Below are 22594 nucleotides of genomic sequence, written 5' to 3'. Positions count from 1 at the left end.
TTGTGTTAGATAAAATGACACCAAATCAGAGACTTATGCTAGCAGTAGCAATGTCAGTAATTTTTTTCGTAGCTTATACAGCTATTTTTCCACCAGCGGAGCCAGAGAATTTAGAGGCTAATAAAAAAATAGAACAAAGTATTGCACTAAAGCAAGATTCATCTACACAGGTAAAAGCATCATCTGGAGCTTCTTCAACTGTAGAACAAACAACAGGACATTCTATCTCTGAAGTAGAGAAGTATGGAACAAGTGATTCGAATACAATTTTAACTGTAACAAATAAAGATTTTATTTTAAAAATTGACACATTAGGTCGTATTAGTTCAAAAGAGTTGTTACAAGCAAAGTTTAACACTAAAGAGGGTGGACACGCTCAGCTGATTCCTTCGACAGGAATGAAACCATTATTTATTAGATTCTTAGATGAAGTTTTAAATAACGAGTCTAAAACAGTTGCATATACAGCAAATATAGAAAAAATTGCATTAGACGGTACTCCTCAAAAAGTAACTTTAACTCAAAAGCTATCTTCATTAGTTGTTACTAAAGAACTTACTTTTTATGATGATGGACACTATGATGCAAAGATCTCTCTTTCTCAAGATAAAAGATACTTCGTATATCTAGGTCAAAGACCAAAAGTTAATGAAACAGAGCAAATGATGACTGTTACAGGGGCCATGGTTTATACTGATGATGAGTTAGTAACTATTATAGAAGATGGAGATGCAGAAGGTAGAAAGAGTTTTACCGGGGTTGAACTTATCTCAGCATTTGATCAATATTCTGCTTCAATAATGTACGGATTTGCTAAAGATGCAAGTATTATTGTTGAAAGAGATAGAGATGATAATCCAGTTGTATATTTTGATGCATTACAGACTATGACATTTAACGGTTACGTTGGTCAAAAAGAGTATAGAGTACTAGAAAGCATAAATCCTGTACTTACAAATGCTATAGAATATGGATGGTTTACATTTGCTTCAAAACCACTTTTTCAATTACTTTCTTGGTTGCATGGAATCTTTGGTAACTGGGGTTGGTCTATTATTGCGCTTACTATTATGATTAGAGCAGTACTTTATCCTTTAACTTATAAAGGTATGGTCTCTATGCAGAAAATCAAAGAGATCTCTCCTAAGATTAAAGAACTTCAAGCAAAATACAAAAGTGATCCGCAACGTATGAATGCAGCAGTTATGGATATGTATAAAAAACATAATGCAAATCCACTTGGTGGATGTTTACCGATGTTATTGCAAATCCCGGTATTCTTTGCGATCTATCGTGTACTTCTGAATGCAGTTGAACTTCAAGGTGCTCCATGGATGCTATGGATAACAGACCTTTCTCGTATGGATGATTTTTATATATTACCTCTTTTAATGGGGGCTTCAATGTACTTCCAGCAGAGACTTACACCAAATAACTTTACAGATCCTATGCAAGAGAAAGTATTTAAATACTTACCGGTAATTTTTACATTTTTCTTTTTAACTTTCCCATCAGGTCTAGTTCTTTACTGGTTTGTAAATAATCTTTTCTCAATCGCTCAGCAATTTATTGTAAATCAGCAGTTTAAAAATGCTAAAGAAGCAGAGATAGCAGTGCACGATCATGCTAAAAAGATAGAGAAAAAAGAAAATATGGAAAAGAAAGATGATTAAGATAGAGTCCACAACGTTAGAAGGAGCATATCAAGATGCTGCTTCTTCGTTGGAGTGTTCTGTAACACAACTTAAAATAGAAGTTGTTCAATATCCAAGCAGTGGATTTTTAGGACTCTTTAAAAAGAGTGCAATCATTGTAGCTGTAATAGATTCTGACATAGACTCAGAGTCAAAAAAGGAAGAAGAACTAACAGAAATAAAAGTTAAAGAAAAATCAAAAGCTAAAACATATTCTAAACCTCAAAAACAAAAAAAACAAGATAAGCCTACTGTTAAATCAGAAATAAAAAAAGAATTAGAACAATCTCACACTATTTTAAACGATACTATCATGCCTCAATCATTTGTAAGCACACAAGATGAAGAAGATGAAGAAGATGATATTACTTCATATCTTGCTGATTATGATGACGAGTTTGATAACTTAGACGGTGAAGATTTAAAATCAACTGGAGAAATTGCTAAAGTTGTTCAAACAGATATTAATAAACTCTTTAGCTCAATCTGTTTTGAAATAGATAAAATAGATGTTAGCGTATATGACGAGAATACACTGCTTATAGAGTTTAAAGGTGAAGACGCAGCACTTCTTATAGGTAAAGAAGGTTATAGATATAAAGCACTTTCATATATGATCTTTAATTGGATAAACACAAAGTACCAATTACAACTTCGTCTTGAAATAGCAGAATTTTTGAAAAATCAAGAAGAATCAGTTTCTAGATACCTAAGTAGTGTTAAAGAGAGCGTCGATAGAGATGGAAGAGCACAAACTAAAGTCTTAGATGGTGTTCTTGTTCAAATCGCTTTAAGAGAACTACGTGAGATATACCCAGATAAGTATGTCGCAATCCGCTCAACTCGTGATGGGCTAAAATATATCATTATAAATGATTACCACTCGAATTAAATAAATGGATAATGACACAATAAGCGCCATTGCCACAGCAAATGGTATAGGCTCTATCGCTATAATACGCATAAGCGGAGATAGAGCTTTAGAAATTGCAAAAAAACTTACACAAAGACAAGAATTTTCTCCAAGATATGCAACACTTACTACAATACACAATCAAGAAAAAGAACTTATCGATGAATCCATTGTTATCTACTTTAAAGCTCCATATTCATTTACTGCTGAAGATGTTGTAGAGATTCAGTGTCATGGTGGTTTTATTGTTGCACAAAGCATTTTAAAAGCAACGCTTGCATATGGAGCAAGACTGGCAAATGCCGGTGAGTTTTCAAAACGAGCTTTTTTTAATGGTCGAATAGATTTAAGTGAAGCAGAAGCTATTGCTCAACTAATAGAAGCTAAAAGTGAAGATGCAGCTAAGATTCTGGCTCAACAGATGAAAGGTTCTTTAAAAGAGTATATAGAGCAAATCAGAGATGAAATAATCCATATACTTGCCTATTCTGAAGTCAGTATTGATTATGCGGAAGAAGATCTGCCAGAAGATTTAGTTAAGCAAATAGAAGAAAAATTAAGTGGGTTAAATAGTTCTCTACAATCAACTCTTATCGCTTCAAAGGCAAGAGAAGGTCTGATGCAAGGCTTTAAGGTTGCAATTATTGGGAAACCAAATGTTGGTAAAAGTTCTCTTCTTAACTCACTTCTTAATTATAATCGTGCAATAGTTAGTGATATAGCCGGAACAACTAGAGATACTATTGAAGAACAGGTGAAAATTGGAACGCATCTTATTAGGATCGTTGACACTGCCGGGATTAGAGAAGCTAATGATGAGATAGAGCGCATAGGAATCGAGCGTTCAGTAGAAGCAATCCAAGAGTCAGATATTGTCGTAGCACTATTTGACAGTTCTAGAGTTTTAGATTCTGAAGATGAACAAATTCTATCTCTTATAAAAGAACATACAAAAAATAAGCATGTCATATATGTAAAAAATAAAATAGACTTAGAAAAAAAGTTTGTAACAAAAGATATGAATTTCGACTTAGAACTCAACTCTAAAGAGAGCGTCATATCTCTTATAGAAGCTCTAAAAAATATAATGGATAGAAATAATAACTCTGATGAAATTATGCTGATATCTCAAAGACAGATAAATGCAGTTGAAAATACTCTAAATAACATTGAAGAATCACTGCTTCCTTTACAGGATCAAGAACTGGAAATATTTTCTTTTCATTTAAATGAGGCTGTAAAAGAGATGGCATCTATAACAAGACCGTTTGAAAATGATGAGATGCTAGACAAAATGTTTGGCTCATTTTGTCTAGGCAAATAAAAGAGGAACAATGAAGTATATTGCAATTGACTTAGGATTAAAGAGAATAGGCTTAGCCTATTCAGCACATAAAGATTTAGTCACTCCGTTACCTGCAATTATTAGAAAAAACAGAAATCAAGCCTCCCAAGAGGTGAAAAAAGTTTTAAAAGAGTGGGAAGTAGAGACGATAGTTATCGGCATTCCTCTTGGTGGTAGCTCAGAAGATGAGATGCGAAGACGTATCTCTCACTTCATGAATCTTGTAGACTTTCAAGGCGAGATCTTATACCAGGATGAAGCAGGATCATCACTTGAAGCAGAAAATATGATGAAGGGAGAGATTAAGTATGTTCGTGATGGACGAATTGACTCAATCTCAGCTATGATAATTCTGCAAAGATATTTACTATCTATTAAAAATAAATAGACTAGTTAATATTAAAAAATTGTGCAGCATCTTCCTCGTCATCTGTTAGCTCTTCTCTTTTAAAATGAGGATCATTCTTGATCATATCTTTTATTTTAGTCTGACAATAGTTAAATAGGACTTCTTTTGCGTTTTCATTATCGTGTAAAAAACCAAGACCGCTAAACTGATATGGGTCTTCTTGCTCTATGCATAGTATAGTACCTTCACAGTTTTCTTCTAAGATTTCAACTAAGGTTCTATAGTCAATATTAAATTCCGTCGCATGCCAGCCAATATCTTCAAGACCTTTATTTGAGAACTCTGCAACACCGTCTGCCGTAGTATCATCATAAGAAGCTCTTGGAGTATTTACCCCTATTAGCTCTTGCCAGTTTGAGAAAGCTTTTATTAAAACTCTGTTATCGTCTTCTACAAGTTGGTAGTTTTTACCTAAGACTTTTTCAAAGTTTTCTACGATTTCAGGTTTACCCTGATAGATTAGTATCTCTTTATCTTCAAACGGTTCATATTTAATATCTCCATCAGTATTGATTCCAAATACTTTTGAAGTGTTGATAGCTTGTAGTAGAGTAGGTTTATCTGTTATGATTATTTCATTAAAAAGATTGAATTTCTTCATTTTTCCCTCATTTATTTATAAATATTTGCCACATTATAAAAGTTTTTGCTTTATTTTAGTATAATGCGAAAAATTTTTTAAGCACTTAAGCTTAATATTATGCAAGGAAAAAATAATGGCATTAAACGTTTACTATGATAAAGATTGTAATATCGACTTAATCAAAAGCAAAAAAGTAGCAATGATTGGTTTTGGTTCTCAAGGACACGCACACGCAGAAAACTTAAGAGACAGCGGTGTTGAAGTTTGTATCGGTCTACGTAAAAATGGTTCTTCATGGGCTAAAGCTGAAGCAAAAAACTTTGAAGTTCTTACAGTTGCTGAAGCTTCTGCAGCTGCAGACGTTGTAATGATTCTTTTACCGGATGAAAATCAAGCTGAAATCTATGCAAATGAAATTGAGCCTAACTTAAAGAATGGTGCTACTATCGCTTTTGGTCACGGTTTTAACATTCACTATGGTCGTATTCACCCAAGAGCTGACATCAATGTTACTATGATCGCTCCAAAAGCTCCTGGTCATACTGTACGTTCTGAATTTGTTCGTGGTGGCGGTATTCCAGATTTGATCGCTGTTGGTCAAAATCCAAGTGGAGAGACTAAAGAGTTAGCTCTTTCTTATGCTTCTGCAATTGGTGGTGGTCGTACTGCGATTATTGAGACTACTTTCAAAGATGAAACAGAAACTGACCTTTTCGGAGAACAAGCTGTTCTTTGTGGTGGTGCTGCATCTCTGGTTCAAGCTGGTTTTGAAACTTTAACTGAAGCTGGTTATGCTCCAGAGCTTGCATACTTCGAGTGTTTACACGAACTTAAACTAATAGTTGACTTAATGTTCGAGGGTGGTATCGCTGATATGAGATATTCTATCTCTAATACTGCTGAGTACGGTGACTATGTTTCTGGCAAACGTGTTATCAATGCAGAGAGTAAACAAGCTATGAGAGACATCCTTACTGAGATTCAAGATGGTAGATTTGCAAAAGACTTTATCCTTGAAGGTCAAGCAGGTTACCCTCGTATGAATGCTGAGCGTAACAACGACAAAACGAAACTTATTACTGTAACTGGTAACAAACTTCGTGAAATGATGCCTTGGATATCAGCAGGTAAAATAGTAGACTTAGATAAAAACTAATATTTTCACTAATTGCACTCAATCTTTTGAAGATGAGTGCAATCAGCTACAAATGTAGCCTCCTTTACTCAAACTTCAAAATCTTAAGCACACTAAGCAAAAATATTTAGTTTTTCAATTTAGTAAAATTAAATATCTCCAAAATACAGTTCCAGATTAGCACGAAATATATAATTAGCATTGTAGTCATACTGTTGATCAAATTCTACAAGTGGCTGTAGTTCATAAAAGAGGTACTTTTTAAAGAATTGTTGCTTCCAAATAATACCAGTATTATAGTTGTAGATGCCTGCTGTTGGAGTTATATTATATTTTGTATTTGCAGGTTCCGTTGTTTGAGCTTGTGTCTGCCCTTGTAGTCCAGTGTATACTTGAATACCTACACCATGCTTAATGGTACTTAAGTATGATAGCTGTGAAGAGTAATGCATTCCATCAAGATAGGTTTTAGTATAGCGACTTAGAGAAAGACGTACTAACTCTTTTTTACTTTCTAAGCGGTGATCAAAATAGAGTTGTGTCTCTTCTTTAAATTCATCTTCATAAGCATATTCTACATATTGTACAGGTCTAAAGAGAAGATATTTAAAAGCAATAGGGTATTGAATACGTAATTTTATAAAAGGATTTGTTATACCTCTAAAACCTCCAAAAATACTTCCATTAAGTACATCTAGATTGTCAAGCATATATTTTACACCAACACTGGTAGTCTTGTCCTCATTGGTATTATTAAAAGTTTTTGTATCATCATCTTCATCATCACCTATAAAAAGGTATAGTGCTTCTTCCGTTTTAGGAAGTCTTAAATTCACACGAATATTATTTAAAAAATTAAAGCCTTCCTCTTGATTTAGTTGGGCACCCCATCTTATACGGATATAGCTATTGTTTGTAGTACTTAGAAATGTATCATCTTTAAAAAAGTTATCATAAAGGTTTACAATTGAGAAAAGTGAGTATGCTTCTTCTTCCTCTTTGATAGATTTTTCAACATCTTCTTTAGATGTATTTTCATCATCTTTTACCCACTCTTCAACTGTATGATCCAGATTACTTGAAAAAATAAGAATTTTTTTTGAGACATTTCTATGTATATAGTCTAAAGATAATAGTTTTTCATATATGGAAGGTTCTTTATTTAGAGCAGATTCTAGTGTGGCGGCTTTTTTACTACTAGTATTGTTGTCTTGAACACTTATGTCTGTAGTTTCTTCTGCAAAAAGACCTACAACAAGTATAAATACAATAATAAAAAAGATTTTCATAGTTTGGACTCCAGCTTTTTAATATTATCATAGCTACCATAACTCTATGCTAAACAATTATAAACAATTATATAAATAAGATATTTTTATATTTTAATGTGAATTATAAGCTATAAAAGTGTCTGAATTCTTATTAGAGTAGAAAGTAAGATTGCACCTTTATCAACACCCGAACTTTTCATCTTTAGTTCGCTTTCCAGAAGTAGTTCATGCATTTTATAGTAAGTATTTGGTTTAAACTTTAGAGATAGAGCAGCTTTTTCATCAACTACAAATTTTGGGGCAGGGTAACCTAGTATCTCTAACGCGTTAGGGGCTCCATTTACTCTTATGTAGATATTGAACATATAAAGTTGTGTTAGATATGCTGTTAGTGCTGTAGCTACTCTTATCTCATCTTCGCCATGTTCTAGTATGTTGTTTAAATCTTGAGTGAAGTCTTTTTTAGAAAGTATCTTTTTAATCAAGTCATCCATGCTTATTTCTGCAAGTCCAGAGACTAAATGTTCTATATCTTTTGTAGTTATTATTTTATCGTAAACTCTAAATTTTTCTATTTCGTTATAGGCAAGTGCTACGTCGCCATTATGAATGTTTAATAGGTGCGCAATAGAGTATTTATCCATATTTACATCTTTTTCCTTCACAACTTCGGCGATGATATTTATCGCTTCGTGATGATTCGGATTGAAAAATCTTACACTCATAGTGTTTTTTTTACTAAATGCTTTAGTGTAAGTTTTGTGATCACTTCCATAGTAAGCATAGATAAAAAAATTATTTTGATTTTTTTCACACAGGTCTATAAGGTCATCAAGTTCTTTTTTAGGGACTTTTTTTTCACTCTTTACAACTAAAACGTTTACTCCGCCAAAAAGAGAAGCTTGGGATAGATGTGCCTTCGCACTTTTAAAGTCATATTCATCATAGTAAAATGTAAGGGCTGAAGCATCTTCTATATTGCTGAGTTTTTTTGTGTAGCTATCTATAAGAAAACTACTCTCGCCAAAAAATACAAAACTGTTAGAGATGCTAGAGTTTTGTATATGTTTGTCTAACTCACCTTTATACATCATCTCCCTTTACAACATGAGCAAATATTTTAGCTTTAGCTATATCAACTTTATCGATGCAAACTATTACATCCTGAAAAAGTACAGCATTCTCTGCTGAAGTAATAAGAACCCTTGCACCCATTATCTCATCATGTATCTCAGCTTTGTACTCAGGTTCTGTTGTAGTTATTCTTGCTTTGAACTCTTTGTTTAAGTTCTTATCTGCCCAGCGAGCAAATTTTCTTTGTTGAAACTCAACCTCTACAGTGCTTGCTTCTCTCTCTTTTTCACTGATAGTCATACTTAATGCTTCTATGTTCCTAAGAACGTATGAGCCTTCTTCTGTATCATTATTATTAATAGCTTTTAAGAGTCTATGAACTATAAGGTCTGAATAACGTCTAATAGGTGAAGTAAAGTGCGTATAAGCTTCAAAACCAAGTCCAAAGTGTCCAGAATTTAGAGGAGCATACTTAGCTTGCATCTGAGAGCGAATGATTAGAGTATCTACTTCTGATTCTAAATCCATTTCTCTAGCTTGTCTTTGTATATCTGTAATAGTCTCTTTTATTGAGTTCTTGATATCGATAGACATCCCGATTCCAGCTAGTTCTTGATAAAGTAGTTGTAGTTTTGATTGGCTTGGCTCTTCATGAATCCTAAAAATCCCTCTACTGTACTGTGCTGCTGCCTCTTTATTTGCCAGTAGCATACAGTCTTCTATAAGAGCATGAGAAGGAGTTTCCTCAGCAAAAGAAGTAGAGACGATATTTGAGTTCTCATCAATTTCCATCTCCAACTCATTTGAGCGAAAGTCATAACCGATTTTTAATCTTTTTTCTTTCAGTGCATCTGTAATAGGACGAAGCTTTTTTATCCAAGCAAATATCTCTTTTTCTGAGTGATTCTTAGCATCTAGCGTACCCTCAAAAAATTGATCTATCTCTTCATAGTTAAATCTTCTTTGAGAATGAATAATTGCTTCATACACTTTAGATTTTGTTACTTCAAGAGAATCTAGATCAAGCTTCATCTCAAAAACATACGCTAATCTGTCTACGTGAGGCTGAAGAGAACATAGAGTTTCACTAAGTTGGCGAGGAAGCATAGGAATAGAGCGATGAGGAAGATATATAGAAAAACTTCTGTATATCGCTTCATTGTCTATTGTCCCAAAAGGAGTCACGTACTCACTTACATCAGCTATGGCTACAAATAGTGTAGTGTTTTTATCATCCCAATAAATTGCGTCATCGTAATCTTTTGCAGTTACGGGATCTATTGTGCAAAAGGCAAGGTTTCTTAAGTCTACTCTCTTAGGATACTTAGAAGCGTCTACAGCCTCAAACGAAGTGGCTATTTTTAGTACTTCTTCATCAAATTCATCGTGTTTATTAAACTGAGCCAGAACAATCTTTTCATCAACTAGAGGATCTTTTAAATTCCCAAGTTTTTCCATTATGGAATTTTCCTGATTGTTGATTTTGAAAACATCGTCTTCCTCGTAAGCATCAAGTTCTTCTTGTGTAAGTTCAACTCCGGCAGGGTAATCAGTCTTTAAATCAACTAAAGCCTTTCTTCCATCTTTTAAGATTATATAAGCAACACTGTAACTCTGTGCCCGACCTACGATCTCGGCAATTTTTGCACTAGGAGTTCCACGTTTACCAAGAAGTCTTTGAGCAATAATCAAGTCACCTTCTTTTGCATCTCCCAGATCACCTTCACCTATAAACAGATCACGAATATTTTCACCTATAACATTTAAATATGCGGTATCTTTTTGAACAAGACCAAGTGTACCGGCACGATATTTAGAGTTAAATTTATAAATATTGTCTTTTTTAGTAATATATTTTTTTGCTAGGAAGTTGTTTACGTGTTTAAGTTCATCTGAGGTTATATCTTGCTCACTCAAACCGAGAGTGAGCCGAATTAGTAAAGATTTCAAAGGAGTATTATCTAGCGTTTTCTAAGGCTTTATCGAAGCTTTCCATATCAAGACTATATTTGTTGATAAGTTCTTTAGCAGCTTCAACACTAGCATCTGTAATAATTCCGTTTATAGGAACAGCAGTACGCACTACATGTAAGATTTGTGCAGCTCTTTGATCTTCAGGTTCTGCATTCTCTGGATTTAGGCAGTTGGCGATTGTATCAACTAAACCTTCTTCAAATCTCCAGTGTTTAAAGATTGTAGAACTTACTTCAGGAGTATCAACCCCTACTACTTTTCTTTCCGCTGCTTCAACATCCTGAAGTTCTAGAAGAGCATCTCTAAAAGCTTCTTGAGATCCATCAGTCATGATTTGCTGAGAAATAAGAACTTTGCCGATTTCAACAAGAAACGCTGCAGGAGATAAAACACCAAGTAGTTTGTTCTCTTTTCTAATACACCATGCAGTCATAAGACCATGTTGCTTTTTAGACAGTGCTGAGAACATATCGTTATTGATCCCATAAGGAGACAGGTCTAGTGCAAAACTTTTCTTAACAATACTTGCTAATGCAAAACCACGAACGGTACCCATACCAAATAAACCAACAGCTTGAGAGATAGCGTTGATTTCACGAGAGAATCCGTAAAGTGGAGAATTTGCAGCTTTTAAAATATCTGCAGTTAAGAGAGGATCTTTTTCTAGAATTTTAACCATGTCGTTAAAACTGCTATCTGGATCCTGATAAACAGCTTCTATCTGCATCGCAGATTCTGGAAGCGGTGGAAGTTGTTTAATTTTTTTTAGTATTTCATCAGTCATAATGCTCTCTTTATATTGATATTAAGTTATTCGTACAATTATAGCGTATATGCAAATAAATTAATACTGAATATTTACAAAAAACTGTTATTATTTTCTAATAATATGAAAAAGGACTAATATGCACAGAGATGCAATGCTTACACAACTCGGTTATGCACCTAACAGTGCTCTTTTGAGCCAACTAGAGAGAATTGAGAAAAATACAACAGGATATGAGAAAATTCAGAAGCATATTATGGATTTGCATGATCATTTAAAAGTAGATGGTTCATATGTGGCTTTATCAAATACTAATGATTGTTTTAAAATAAAAGTAGAAGCTCCAAGTGTAGAAATCGCAGCAGAAGCACATGAGAAAATCAAACATTTCAGTGACAAGTTTAAAGTTACAGTAAATAAGTTAGAGAATAAAGAAACTTATTATATTGTCGGTTTTCACCATTAAGGTTGGTTCTTGAAAGAACCGATGACGCTAGAGGGTTACGACCTTCTAGTAGAAGAGTTTAAGTTTTTACTGGAAGTAGAAAAACCTAAGACTGCTGAAGAAAAGCTTGTTGCAGCTGCACAGGGCGATAGAAGTGAAAATGCTGACTATCATGCTGCTAAGGAAAAGCTTCGTTTTATAGATAAGAGACTTTTTTATCTTAACTCCATGATTCACAAATCTCAAATAATAGACCCATTATCTTATAATCATGATAAAGTTGGCTTTGGAAGTACAGTTAAAATATTAAATGTAGATACTGACGAAGAAGAGACATATACACTTTGTGGTGTTTTAGAGAGTGAGCCTGAAAATGGGCTGATATCTATTCATTCACCAATAGCTAAAGCTCTGATAGGAAAAAAAGTAGATGATGATTTTAAGATAAATCTTCCAAAGGGTAAAAAAGAGTATGAAATATTAGCAATTGAGTATAAAAATATTTTTACTTTGAAAAAAAACATTCGAACAAAAGAAGACTTTGCCTTCCATTAAAATTCTTATTAGAACAAATTAGATATAATCCCCCTTTAAAAACCAAAAATTAAATTTTTAGGATTCATCCGTGAGCCAACAACTAGAAAACATCGAAGAACAATTAGCTAACCATAAGCTTTCAGGGGAAGATTATATACATATTAAACAGATCTTAGATCGTGAGCCAAATTTGGTAGAACTAGGTATTTTTTCTGCAATGTGGAGTGAACACTGTTCTTATAAATCTTCAAAAGTACACTTAAAGGGTTTTCCAACAAAAGCTCCTTGGGTTATTCAAGGTCCAGGTGAAAATGCCGGTGTTATTGATATCGGTGACGGTTATGCCGCTGTATTTAAGATGGAGTCACATAATCATCCAAGTTTTATTGAGCCGTATCAAGGTGCTGCTACTGGTGTTGGTGGAATTATGCGTGATGTATTTACAATGGGTGCACGTCCTGTTGCGTCACTAAATGCTCTTAGATTTGGTAACATCTTAAACGATGACAAGACTTCCGCTCACCAACGTTACTTAGTTCGTGGTGTAACTGAGGGAATCGGTGGTTATGGTAACTGTATGGGTGTACCTACTATTGGTGGTGAAGTTAGTTTTGACGAGTGTTACAATGGAAACATTCTTGTAAATGCATTTAATCTTGGTATTGCAAAATCAGATGAGATTTTTCTAGGTCGTGCTGAAGGTATCGGTAACCCAGTAATGTATGTTGGTGCAAAAACTGGTCGTGATGGTCTTGGTGGTGCAGTAATGTCGTCTGACAGTTTTACAGAAGAGTCAAAATCTCTTCGTCCTACAGTTCAAGTTGGTGACCCGTTTACTGAAAAACTTCTACTTGAAGCCTGTATGGAGCTTTTTAAAACTGACCATGTTGTTGGTATTCAAGATATGGGTGCAGCAGGTCTTACATCTTCATCTTTTGAGATGGCTGGACGTACAGGTTCTGGAATGATTATGCATCTAGATAAAGTTCCTGCTCGTGAAGAAAATATGACTCCATATGATTTTATGCTTTCAGAGTCACAAGAGCGTATGCTTTTATGTGCTAAAAAAGGTTCAGAGCAAGCAGTTATCGATATTTTTGAAAAATGGGATCTTGATGCTGCTGTTATCGGTGAAGTTACAGCAACTGGAAATATGGAACTTTTCTGGCACGGTGAAAAATGTGCTGAAGTTCCTGTAGATCCTGTTAGTGAAGAAGCACCTGAACTTAATCGTCCTATGACAAAACCTGCTTACTTAGATGAAATCGCAAGTGTTACTATCAATGATTTTGACAAAGTATCTAACCAAGATGCATTTGAGACACTTACAAAATCTATGGAAGTAGTAGATAAATCATGGATCTATACTCAGTATGATTCTATGGTACAGACTAACACTATTAAAAATGGTGGTATGCTTGACGCTTCTGTTATTCGTGTAAAAGAAAATGGTAAAGCTCTAGCTATGTCTGCTGATTGTAATGTCCGTTTTTGTTATATTGACCCTCGTGGAGGTGGAGCTGCAGCGACTATGGAAGCTGGTAGAAATGTAGCTATGAGTGGTGCGAGACCTTTAGCTATTACAGATTGTCTTAACTTTGGTAACCCTGAAAATCCAGAAGTTATGTGGCAGTTTGGTCAGGCATGTGATGGTATAAAAGAAGCATGTGCTGAGCTTGCTACACCGGTAATTGGTGGAAATGTTTCACTTTATAACGAAACAAACGGTGTATCTGTTTTCCCAACTCCATCAATCGCAACAGTTGGTGTAAATGATGATCAAAACAATGTTTTAATGTCTAGTTTCCAAGGTGCTGGTAATTCACTTTACCTTGTAGGTGAGTCAAAATCAGAGTTTGGTGGATCACTTTATATGAAAGAGATCTGTCACACAGTTGCAGGAACTATTCCTGAGATTAACTATAAAAATGAGCTTGCTCTTTGGGAGTTAGTTATTGAAGGTAACAAGAAACACTTACTAGAATGTGCTAAAGATGCAAGTTCTGGCGGTGTTGCAATCGCACTTGCTAAAATGTCTGCTACTTCAGGTCTTGGCTGTGATGTTGAAATGAGTGTTGAAGATGAAAGAGATATTTTTGCAGAGTCTATGTCAAGAGCTATTATTGAGGTTAAACCTGAAAATCAAGAAGCTTTTGAAGCAATGCTTGATGAGTCAATGGCGTGTGAGAAAATCGGAACTGTAGGTGGAGATAGCATCAGAGTTAACGATGTAACTATGAGTATGGATGCGTTACAAGACAACTACTTCAATACATTCAAAAAAGTTATTGAGAGAGATTTATAAAGAGTTACACAACTCTTTGTAAATTGACATACCAGTCATCGTTAAAGTATCTTTGAGTGTTAGATAGTTTTATATCTACATAATTATCATATACTTTAAGTGACTCTATACAATCTTGTGGCACTTCTAAATCTTCTATAACATATTCTTCAATTAAATTTTGATTTAACTTATCATCGTAATCAAGATTTAGATAATCTGTGTGTATTTTGAATTCTCTAGTTTTCATTTATAAATATGTCCTTGTTTTTAATGATGTAATATTAATATTATTGTATAACAGAATGATTACAAAATATAATACTACTCAATGTATCTTTTTCTCTGTTGAAGCTTGATCTTTGAAATATCTACAAGTATAAGACTATCGATGCAATTTGAGAAATCAGGATCAATGTTGTACGCACAAAACCTAATTCCTCCATCATCACAAAGGTCACTATACTGCTTATAGAGAGTAGGGACACTTGTTCCCATAACTCCAAGTGCTTTTTTTAAGTTTTTGAAGTTTTCTTTGTACTCTAAATTACTAAATTCATTTCTCAGATTTCTAATCAAATCCGCATCTGTTTTAAAGTTGTAAGGTATCTTCGCACTTACAAGATTATCTTTATCTTTAAAATTGTTATCGTAGAAGTAAAGAATAGTATCTTTCGCTATTTTTGGATAAGTAGCACTAAGAGAAACTGGACCATAAAGATACTTTATCTCTGGATTATTTCTAATATATGCACCGATCCCGTACCATAGATAATCAAGTGCTCTGCTTCCCCAGTACTTAGGCTGTACAAAACTTCTACCCAGTTCTATCGAACTGTTAAGATGCTTGTCAAAATTTTTATTAAAATCAAAAAGTGTAGTTGTGTATAATGCTTCTTTACCATGTTCTTCTATGATCTTTTTGCATTCTGCTATCCTATATGCCCCAACAATTTCTAAATCTTCCTCATCCCAAAGTATGATATGTTTATAGTATCTATCATACTTGTCTATATCTCTTTTTTGGTTTATACCCTCACCAACTCTTCTAAAAGAGAGTTCTCTAAGTAGACCGATTTCATTTAGTAAAATCGAATTTGAATTAAGAGAGCTATAGAGATATATTTTTTTATTGTCTTTAGTTTTTCCAAGTAGCTGAGCACTCTTTAGCTCTTTTTTTATATCTCGTCTATCTTCCGGATGAGCAATTGCTTTTTGTGTTACGAAAAAGCTTTTAGATTTTTTCAGATTGTATACTTGTTTTTTATAAAGCTCTAAAACTCTGTCTTGTTTTAAACATTTTGGAATAATATTTTCATTTGGAATGATTTCGCCAATAGTTATATCAATAGTTTTGTTTTTTTGTTTAAACATCTCATTTGGCAGAAGCAGGGTAGATAGCTTTTTGTTGACTGTAGATATGGAGTAGAATGTTTTAGAGTTCTTTCCCCCTATAAATACTGGGAGTATCGGAGAATTACTTCTGTATGCAAACTTTAAAAAGCCCTTTTGCCATGTTTTGTCTTTTACACCTGTTGAGCTTGCCCGACTCACTTCCCCAGAAGGAAAGATTATAAGCGCCATATCTTTATCAAGTGAGTCATATACCTCTCGTACAGCTTCTTTTTTTTGTCTAGCTGTGAAAGTGTTTACATGTATAAAAAGAGAATCTAAAGCTTTAAATTCTTTTAAAAAATCATTTGCGATTATCTTTATATCTTTGCGAACTCTGCTTATGAGTTTAATGAGTGCAAAGGCATCTAAAGCACCAAGGGGATGATTAGCAATTATAACAACTCTACCAGAAGATGGAATATTTTCTATATCTTTGTCCGAGACTAAAAAGTTAAAGTCAAAGTACTCTAATACATTATCAATAAACTCAAAACTTCCAAGATGAGCATTCTTCTGTACAAATTCATTTATCTCATCTTGATGAACAATAGAGTCAGAAAATTTTGTAATAGTACTTTTTAAAATCTTACTGTTTTTAAATTTTGGATATTTGTCTGTAATCATTTTTTCAACATTTATCATTATACTCTCTGTATTATGGTTTACAAAAATTATAGTGCAGAGATATTTCAAGATGGTTACATAAAAAAATGGGACTTAAAAATCCACAAATATTTATTTATTCCAATTTAAAGATTTTAAAGTAAACTAGGGTATATGAAAAATTGTTTTATAACATAAGGGTTTGCGTATGTTTTTTTTAGTAAAAGAGGGTTTTAAAAAGATTTTTATTAAATTGCTACTCCTTTCAGTTGTATGTATAGTTAGTTCTTTAAACGCAGTTGATTATGGTGGCGAGAAGTCATATATGCTAAAGCTTCCTTATAAGGCTTGTACTGTCTCTCCGATTCCACGTGAAGCTTTAGAAGCTGGAATTATTCCTATAAATACTTCAAAAGCAAAAAAGTTTTTTATAGAAGGGGCGCTATTTTATGATGCCAGAAAAAAGAGTGACTATAATAAAGCACATATAAAAGATGCTAAACCAATCATATTTGATGATTCAAAAGCAAAACATACCGTTATCAGTCTTCCAAAATCTTTAGATAAAAATATGATCTTTTATTGTTACGGAGATAGCTGTGCGAGTTCTTATGAAGCAGCATTAGCAGTTCGTAAGCATGGTTATAAAAATGTTTTTTGGTATGTTAACGGATTTGATGATTGGAAGAAAAAAGGTTATCCTGTTGAATCAAAGTAAGTTAAACTATTAAAATTCTTCTATTTTAAAAACTTCATATGCTATTTCTTCATATGGATGTGTATCTTTTAGAATTTTTACAGCTTTTTCTATAAGATTGTCCTCGCAGATCATTTCTATTTTGTACTCTTGTACGATTTCGAGTTCGTTTAGCTTTCCAATATGCGGATTTGCGCTATCAATTGGTTTGAATTGACCATTCCCTAAAGTCTCAAACGAGCAACATTCATAATTTTGATATCTCCCAACTCCAACATCAAAAAGGGCTTGTTTAGTCCTCTCTTTAGCATCTGAGGGTACGAAATAATTTAGCTTATACATATTTATGGCTTATCTAAGTAAGATAGTAGTTCAGCATCCAGTTCTTTAGTTTTGCTTGTTACCTCTTCAATGCTATTAAATTCAAATCCGCTTTTTGTATAGCAGATAACACTTTCATCTCTGCCTGCCAGTAAACCATCAATAGCGTGAGTTATAAATTTGTAAGCCATAAGTCTGTCATATATAGTTGGGTTTCCACCTCTTTGAATATGACCTAATATACTTACTCTAGACTCCATGCCAATTTTGTTTTCAAACCACTCTGCTATCTCTAAAGAATCTTGTTTAATGCCCTCGGAAACAATAGCTATAAAATACTTTCGCCCATTTTTAATCTGCTTTTTAAAATCATCTTCGAAAGACTTTAAGTCATACTCTTTTTCGGGAATAAGACATAATTCAGAACCGGATGTTAGATGCGATACCAAAGCCAAGTAGCCACAGTCTCTACCCATAGTCTCAATAACAAAAGCTCTTTTAAATGATGAAGCTGTATCTCTTATGGCATCTATAGATGTCTTAATAATGTTAAGAGCTGTATCAACACCAAGCGAATAGTCAGTTGCATTTATATCGTTATCTATAGTCGCGGGGATTCCGCAAAACTTTATGCCAGTCTCTTTATAAAATATATCTAGTCCTCTAAATGAACCGTCACCGCCAAGAACAATCAGCATCTCAATACCTAGCGTGTCTAAGTTTTGTTTTGCTATATCTCTATACTTTTTTTGCATGAATCTTTGGCTTCTGGCACTTCCTATTTTTGTCCCGCCACGATTGATGATTCCAGATACATCACAGTAGCTTGCCTGCTCTATTTTATTGTCAATTAGACCTTCATATCCATCATAAACAAAGTATGGAATCAAGTTTTTTTGTAGTGTATATTCTACGAAGTGTTTAAGTGCGGGATTCATTCCTGAGACATCACCGCCAGAACATAAAATAGCAATTTTTTGCATAGGAGACCTTTTTTTGTTTGTACATTAAAAATAGAATATTGAAAAATCTCTTTAATAGAGTTTAATTTGATAAATCGTTTTTTAATATTCTTTGTAGTATTATTTTTTTAATTAAATAGTTAAAGGTTTCAGCTAAATGTTATATTGTGATAACTACGAGCAAGCTATTGAAAATTCCTCATATGAGATATTGATTGTAGAAGATTCTGAATTTGTTAATAATAGTATTAATAAAATATTGGTAGATATGGGTTATGTCTGCGAGCAGGCATTTGACTACGCAACAGCATCTCATAAATTAGTAAATGCCAAATATGATTTTGTGATTTTAGACCTGAATCTACCGGATGCTTATGGTGAAGAACTTGTTAGAGAAGTGAAACGTTTAACTAAAGCAAAAATTATTATACTTACAGCAGAAACAGATATACAAGCAAGAGAAGGACTATTTAAAAATGGCATCTTGGATTATCTTGTTAAAGATAAATACTTTAATAACTCAATAATTGCAATAGACCAAGTTATTCACTCCATAGAAAAAAACTATATCAGTAATGTTTTAGTTGTTGATGATTCTAAGTTAGTAAGAAAGCATATTGAGACAATATTAAAAGTAAGAAATTACAATGTTATAGAGGCTGAAAATGCTGAAGAAGCTTTGGAACTTTTAAAAACTAAAACAATAAACCTGATTATACTTGATATGGAGCTCCCAGATAAGCATGGTCTTGATGTTATTAGAGAAATAAAATCTATTCCAGATCTATGTCCACTTCCTATTATAGTTATATCCGGAAAAGGTGATCCTGAACTCGTACGTAGCTCACTGAAATTAGGATCTTCTGATTTTATTAAAAAACCATTCAATATAGAGGAATTCGTTCTTAAAGTTGATTCTGCAATTGAGTTAAACCGTAAGGATAGAGAGATACTTTGTAGACAACAACTTTTAAATGAATATAAAGATGCAGTAGATAGAAGTACTGTAGTATCTAAAACAGACCTAAAAGGTAATATTACATATGCTAATGATAAGTTTTGTGAACTATCTGGATTTACCAGAGAAGAACTAATTGGAAAGCCTCATAATATTATTCGTCACAAAGATATGCCATCAAAAATATTTAAGGAATTATGGGAAACTATTCAAAAGAAAGAATCTTGGCATGGAGTTGTTAAAAATATAACAAAAGATGGTCAAGCTTACTATGTAGATACAGTGATAAGTCCAATAGTTGATTATGATGGCAATATTGTAGAGTATATAGGTATAAGATCTGATATAACTGCTATAGAGATGATGAAAGAGCATTTAGAAAATGAACTGAACATTTCAGAAGATAATTTTCAAGTGATGTTAAAACGTTCTTCAGAATATGAAAAAGCAATAGATGTTAGTAATATCTTATCTCGCTCAGACGTTGATGGAACAATAACATATGTAAATGAGGCTTTCTGTGAAGTGTCAGGATATACAAAAGAAGAATTAATAGGTAAATCTCATGTTATGTTACGTCATCCTAAGAATTCACCAAGTCTATATAAAAATATTTGGAACACAATCCTAAATGGGAATAGTTGGACTGGAGAAATAAGGCACATAGCAAAAGACGGAAGTTCTTATTATGTTAACAGTACAATTGTTCCAATTATGGATTCTGATAATAATGTTATAGAGCATATGTTTATTAGCCATAATATGACAGAGTTTGTAAAACTTCATACTGAACTTGAAGATACACAAAAAGAGGTCATACATCGTATGGGTGAAGTTGGTGAAACTCGTTCTAAAGAGACAGGTTATCATGTTAAGAGAGTTGCTGAATATTCAAAACTACTTGCTCTTTTATCAGGGCTTGGAGATAAGAACTCAGAACTGCTCTATAGTGCTTCACCGATGCATGATATTGGAAAAGTTGGAATACCAGATAGCATATTGCTTAAACCTGGGAAGCTAGACGAGTATGAGTGGAATATCATGAAAACTCACTCTAAGCTCGGATACAATATTTTGAAAAAATCAAAAAGAAAAATATTAAAAGCAGCAGCAATAGTCGCATATACTCATCATGAAAAATGGGATGGCAATGGATATCCAAATAAGTTGGTAGGTGAAAAAATACATATTTTTGGAAGAATTACAGCAATTGCAGATGTATTTGATGCTCTTGGAAGTGACAGATGCTATAAAAAAGCTTGGGAGCTTGATAAAATTTTAGAATTTTTTAAAGAAGAGAGAGGTAAACATTTTGATCCTAAGCTTGTAAATCTCTTTTTAGAAAACCTAGATAAATTTTTAGAAATACGTGATAAATTTCAAGATAAAGTTTAATAAGGCAAAGCATTTTTAAACTTTACTCTTCTAGCTCTTAATCTTCATAAAACCATAATCTTATTTTAGATAAAATTCCATAATTTAAATTTTCTTTCATCAAAAGGATTTTCTTTGGCAAAAAGAGCATTGGTAAGTGTTAGCGATAAAGCAGGCGTAGTAGAGTTTTGTAACTCTTTAGTAAAAAATGGTTATGAGATTATCTCAACTGGTGGAACTTATAAAAAGTTAGTTGAATCTGGTATAAAAGCTATTGAAATCGATGAGGTAACAAAATTCCCAGAGTGTTTTGAAGGTAGAGTAAAAACTCTTAACCCTTATGTGCATGGTGGAATCCTACACCGTCGTGACAAGCAGTCACACTTAGATCAAGCAAAAGAATTAGGCGTTGAGTCTATTGATTTGGTTTGTGTAAATCTCTATCCTTTTAAAGAGACTATTGAGAAAACTGATGATTTCGATGATATTATAGAAAATATAGATATCGGCGGACCTGCTATGGTTCGCTCAGCTGCAAAAAACTTTGATAGTGTAATTATAGTTACAAACGTAGCAGATTACGATGAAGTTATAGATGCGATTGAAAATGAAAAAAATACAAAAGAGTTCCGTCGCGGCTATATGATAAAAGCGTATGAGCACACTGCTGCATATGACTCGATGATAGCTAACTACATGAACGAGCGTTTCAACGGAGGTTTCGGTGAGAAACAATTCATAGTTGGAAACAAAGTTATGGATACTCGTTATGGTGAAAATCCTCACCAAAAAGGTGCTTTATATGAATTTGATAAGCACTACTCAAACAACTTTACAACTTTAAAAGGTGAAGCAAGTTTCAATAACTTAAACGACCTTAGCGGTGCTGTTAAAATTGCATCAGCATTTGGTGAAGAGAATGCAGTATGTATTACTAAACATGGTAACCCATGTGGATTTGCTATTAAAGATACTCTTCTAGAAGCTTATGAAGAAGCTCTTAAGTGCGATCCTGTTTCTGCATTTGGTGGTGTAGTTTCAGTTAACGGTACTGTTGATAAAGCTCTGGCAGAGAAAATGAACGAAATTTTCTTAGAAGTAGTTATCGCTGGTCGTATAACCGAAGAAGCTCAAGAGGTGTTTGCTGCTAAGAAGCGTATCAAGTTATTTGAGATGGGTTCTGATAAGTTAGTTCTTGCGAATGACAAAAAAGACTTCAAACATATCGACGGTGGTTTTGTTTATCAAGATGCTGATAAAGTTGGCGAGGACGAAGTTAAAAATGCAAAACTTGTCTCACAAAATGCTGCCGAAGCACAAGATATGAAAGATTTAGAGATAGCATACAAAGTAGCATCTCTTACAAAATCTAACTGTGTAGTTTATGTTAAAAACTCTGCAATGGTAGCGGTTGGTATGGGTATGACATCTCGTGTAGATGCAAGCCAATGTGCACTTAAAAAAGCTAAAGAGATGGGTCTTGATGTTACTGGTGCAGCTCTTGCATCTGAAGCATTCTTCCCATTCCGTGACTCTATTGACGCAGCTGCTGCTGCCGGTGTTAAAAATGTAATCGAGCCTGGTGGTTCAATTCGTGATGAAGAGATTATAGATGCAGCCAACGAGTTTGGTATGTCTCTTTACTTTTCTGAGGTAAGACACTTTTTACATTAAAATTACTCTCATACTTTTTTTCTTCGTAAAAAAAGTAAGCAAAAAAGCTCACTAACAGTTTCGAGCCCAGCTTCGCTGGGTAAACTCAGATACATTTTAAATTTTACTAAAAACTCAAAACTCACTTCGTTCAGACAGTTGAGTTTTCTTTACGAAAAATTTAAAATGTATCTGAGCTCT

Annotated in this window: 20 protein-coding genes; 11 read left to right on the top strand and 9 right to left on the bottom strand. The window is 33.6% G+C overall.

What is annotated here, in order from left to right:
- Positions 1-2: 2 nt before the first annotated feature.
- Genes yidC through ruvX form a run of 4 tightly spaced genes read left to right on the top strand, consistent with a single transcriptional unit; the run spans position 3 to position 4340 of the window.
- Positions 3-1673: a membrane protein insertase YidC gene (gene yidC, locus ABZC13_RS02495; RefSeq protein WP_372999565.1), complete on the top strand. Its 1671-nt coding sequence runs from the start codon at positions 3-5 to the stop codon at positions 1671-1673.
- On the top strand, positions 1666-2586 hold the full coding sequence (locus tag ABZC13_RS02490; protein WP_372999561.1) for a Jag N-terminal domain-containing protein: 921 nt from the start codon (positions 1666-1668) through the stop codon (positions 2584-2586). The genes yidC and ABZC13_RS02490 overlap by 8 nt, the downstream gene beginning before the upstream one ends.
- Positions 2587-2590: 4 nt before the next feature.
- Positions 2591-3931 carry a tRNA uridine-5-carboxymethylaminomethyl(34) synthesis GTPase MnmE gene (gene mnmE / locus ABZC13_RS02485; RefSeq protein WP_372999558.1) on the top strand — a complete coding sequence of 447 codons (1341 nt, stop codon included), beginning with the start codon at positions 2591-2593 and terminating at the stop codon, positions 3929-3931.
- Between the two features lie 10 nt (positions 3932-3941).
- Positions 3942-4340, top strand: coding sequence for a Holliday junction resolvase RuvX (gene ruvX / locus ABZC13_RS02480; protein ID WP_372999556.1), 399 nt, complete (start codon positions 3942-3944; stop codon positions 4338-4340).
- A gap of 1 nt (position 4341) precedes the next feature.
- Here ruvX and ABZC13_RS02475 read toward each other — a convergent pair whose 3' ends face one another.
- Positions 4342-4962 carry a hypothetical protein gene (locus tag ABZC13_RS02475; protein ID WP_372999553.1) on the bottom strand — a complete coding sequence of 207 codons (621 nt, stop codon included), beginning with the start codon at positions 4960-4962 and terminating at the stop codon, positions 4342-4344.
- Positions 4963-5077: 115 nt separating this feature from the next.
- Here ABZC13_RS02475 and ilvC point away from each other — a divergent pair, with 115 nt between their 5' ends.
- Positions 5078-6100 (top strand): ketol-acid reductoisomerase, encoded by a 1023-nt coding sequence (ilvC, locus tag ABZC13_RS02470; RefSeq protein WP_372999551.1) that lies wholly within the window; start codon positions 5078-5080, stop codon positions 6098-6100.
- Positions 6101-6228: 128 nt separating this feature from the next.
- On the opposite strand, the gene ABZC13_RS02465 is transcribed toward ilvC, so the two are convergent.
- The 4 genes from ABZC13_RS02465 to ABZC13_RS02450 all read right to left on the bottom strand — a co-directional run bounded on the left by ABZC13_RS02465 (position 6229) and on the right by ABZC13_RS02450 (position 11182).
- The gene (locus tag ABZC13_RS02465) at positions 6229-7368 is read right to left on the bottom strand and encodes a hypothetical protein (RefSeq protein WP_372999548.1); all 1140 of its coding nucleotides are present in this window, start codon (positions 7366-7368) and stop codon (positions 6229-6231) included.
- A gap of 110 nt (positions 7369-7478) precedes the next feature.
- Positions 7479-8441 carry a DNA polymerase III subunit delta gene (holA, locus tag ABZC13_RS02460; protein ID WP_372999544.1) on the bottom strand — a complete coding sequence of 321 codons (963 nt, stop codon included), beginning with the start codon at positions 8439-8441 and terminating at the stop codon, positions 7479-7481.
- Positions 8434-10374 (bottom strand): RNB domain-containing ribonuclease, encoded by a 1941-nt coding sequence (locus ABZC13_RS02455; protein WP_372999541.1) that lies wholly within the window; start codon positions 10372-10374, stop codon positions 8434-8436. Before ABZC13_RS02455 ends, holA begins: the two co-directional genes overlap by 8 nt.
- Before the next feature lie 7 nt (positions 10375-10381).
- Positions 10382-11182, bottom strand: a complete 801-nt coding sequence (locus ABZC13_RS02450) for an HDOD domain-containing protein (protein ID WP_372999538.1) — start codon at positions 11180-11182, stop codon at positions 10382-10384.
- Between the two features lie 121 nt (positions 11183-11303).
- On the opposite strand from ABZC13_RS02450, the gene ABZC13_RS02445 reads away from it, so the two are divergent.
- The 3 genes from ABZC13_RS02445 (at position 11304) to purL (ending at position 14451) form a co-directional block, all read left to right on the top strand.
- Positions 11304-11630 (top strand): hypothetical protein, encoded by a 327-nt coding sequence (locus tag ABZC13_RS02445; RefSeq protein WP_372999535.1) that lies wholly within the window; start codon positions 11304-11306, stop codon positions 11628-11630.
- 9 nt (positions 11631-11639) lie between these two features.
- Positions 11640-12164: a transcription elongation factor GreA gene (greA, locus tag ABZC13_RS02440; RefSeq protein ID WP_372999532.1), complete on the top strand. Its 525-nt coding sequence runs from the start codon at positions 11640-11642 to the stop codon at positions 12162-12164.
- Positions 12165-12234: 70 nt separating this feature from the next.
- Positions 12235-14451, top strand: a complete 2217-nt coding sequence (gene purL / locus ABZC13_RS02435; RefSeq protein WP_372999529.1) for a phosphoribosylformylglycinamidine synthase subunit PurL — start codon at positions 12235-12237, stop codon at positions 14449-14451.
- Between the two features lie 4 nt (positions 14452-14455).
- On the opposite strand, the gene ABZC13_RS02430 is transcribed toward purL, so the two are convergent.
- Positions 14456-14680, bottom strand: a complete 225-nt coding sequence (locus ABZC13_RS02430) for a hypothetical protein (RefSeq protein ID WP_372999526.1) — start codon at positions 14678-14680, stop codon at positions 14456-14458.
- 74 nt (positions 14681-14754) lie between these two features.
- Positions 14755-16467 (bottom strand): lysophospholipid acyltransferase family protein, encoded by a 1713-nt coding sequence (locus tag ABZC13_RS02425; protein ID WP_372999523.1) that lies wholly within the window; start codon positions 16465-16467, stop codon positions 14755-14757.
- A 169-nt stretch (positions 16468-16636) separates the two neighbouring features.
- Between ABZC13_RS02425 and ABZC13_RS02420 the strand changes: the two genes are divergently transcribed.
- Complete coding sequence (locus tag ABZC13_RS02420) at positions 16637-17146, top strand: rhodanese-like domain-containing protein (RefSeq protein WP_372999520.1); 510 nt, start codon at positions 16637-16639, stop codon at positions 17144-17146.
- A gap of 9 nt (positions 17147-17155) precedes the next feature.
- Here the strand turns inward: ABZC13_RS02420 and ABZC13_RS02415 are convergent, their stop codons facing one another.
- Both ABZC13_RS02415 and ABZC13_RS02410 read right to left on the bottom strand, forming a co-directional pair.
- Positions 17156-17467 carry an NGG1p interacting factor NIF3 gene (locus ABZC13_RS02415; protein WP_372999517.1) on the bottom strand — a complete coding sequence of 104 codons (312 nt, stop codon included), beginning with the start codon at positions 17465-17467 and terminating at the stop codon, positions 17156-17158.
- A 2-nt stretch (positions 17468-17469) separates the two neighbouring features.
- Positions 17470-18429: a 6-phosphofructokinase gene (locus ABZC13_RS02410; RefSeq protein WP_372999514.1), complete on the bottom strand. Its 960-nt coding sequence runs from the start codon at positions 18427-18429 to the stop codon at positions 17470-17472.
- A gap of 136 nt (positions 18430-18565) precedes the next feature.
- On the opposite strand from ABZC13_RS02410, the gene ABZC13_RS02405 reads away from it, so the two are divergent.
- Positions 18566-20761 (top strand): response regulator, encoded by a 2196-nt coding sequence (locus ABZC13_RS02405; protein ID WP_372999511.1) that lies wholly within the window; start codon positions 18566-18568, stop codon positions 20759-20761.
- A 114-nt stretch (positions 20762-20875) separates the two neighbouring features.
- On the top strand, positions 20876-22414 hold the full coding sequence (gene purH / locus ABZC13_RS02400) for a bifunctional phosphoribosylaminoimidazolecarboxamide formyltransferase/IMP cyclohydrolase (RefSeq protein ID WP_372999507.1): 1539 nt from the start codon (positions 20876-20878) through the stop codon (positions 22412-22414).
- The last annotated feature ends 180 nt before the right edge of the window (positions 22415-22594 follow it).

Source organism: Sulfurimonas sp., from assembly GCF_041563035.1.
In the GTDB taxonomy this organism is placed as follows: Bacteria; Campylobacterota; Campylobacteria; order Campylobacterales; family Sulfurimonadaceae; genus Sulfurimonas.
Note: the sequence above shows the minus strand (reverse complement) of the source record. Positions and strands in the feature narration are given on the sequence as shown.

Bases quoted from the DNA above. Each gene is read 5' to 3' on its own strand.
- ABZC13_RS02490 (WP_372999561.1), top strand. From the start codon at position 1,666: ATGATTAAGATAGAGTCCACAACGTTAGAAGGAGCATATCAAGATGCT.
- mnmE (WP_372999558.1), top strand. From the start codon at position 2,591: ATGGATAATGACACAATAAGCGCCATTGCCACAGCAAATGGTATAGGC.
- ruvX (WP_372999556.1), top strand. From the start codon at position 3,942: ATGAAGTATATTGCAATTGACTTAGGATTAAAGAGAATAGGCTTAGCC.
- ABZC13_RS02475 (WP_372999553.1), bottom strand. From the start codon at position 4,962: ATGAAGAAATTCAATCTTTTTAATGAAATAATCATAACAGATAAACCT.
- ilvC (WP_372999551.1), top strand. From the start codon at position 5,078: ATGGCATTAAACGTTTACTATGATAAAGATTGTAATATCGACTTAATC.
- ABZC13_RS02465 (WP_372999548.1), bottom strand. From the start codon at position 7,368: ATGAAAATCTTTTTTATTATTGTATTTATACTTGTTGTAGGTCTTTTT.
- holA (WP_372999544.1), bottom strand. From the start codon at position 8,441: ATGTATAAAGGTGAGTTAGACAAACATATACAAAACTCTAGCATCTCT.
- ABZC13_RS02450 (WP_372999538.1), bottom strand. From the start codon at position 11,182: ATGACTGATGAAATACTAAAAAAAATTAAACAACTTCCACCGCTTCCA.
- ABZC13_RS02445 (WP_372999535.1), top strand. From the start codon at position 11,304: ATGCACAGAGATGCAATGCTTACACAACTCGGTTATGCACCTAACAGT.
- ABZC13_RS02430 (WP_372999526.1), bottom strand. From the start codon at position 14,680: ATGAAAACTAGAGAATTCAAAATACACACAGATTATCTAAATCTTGAT.
- ABZC13_RS02425 (WP_372999523.1), bottom strand. From the start codon at position 16,467: ATGATAAATGTTGAAAAAATGATTACAGACAAATATCCAAAATTTAAA.
- ABZC13_RS02420 (WP_372999520.1), top strand. From the start codon at position 16,637: ATGTTTTTTTTAGTAAAAGAGGGTTTTAAAAAGATTTTTATTAAATTG.
- ABZC13_RS02415 (WP_372999517.1), bottom strand. From the start codon at position 17,467: ATGTATAAGCTAAATTATTTCGTACCCTCAGATGCTAAAGAGAGGACT.
- ABZC13_RS02410 (WP_372999514.1), bottom strand. From the start codon at position 18,429: ATGCAAAAAATTGCTATTTTATGTTCTGGCGGTGATGTCTCAGGAATG.
- ABZC13_RS02405 (WP_372999511.1), top strand. From the start codon at position 18,566: ATGTTATATTGTGATAACTACGAGCAAGCTATTGAAAATTCCTCATAT.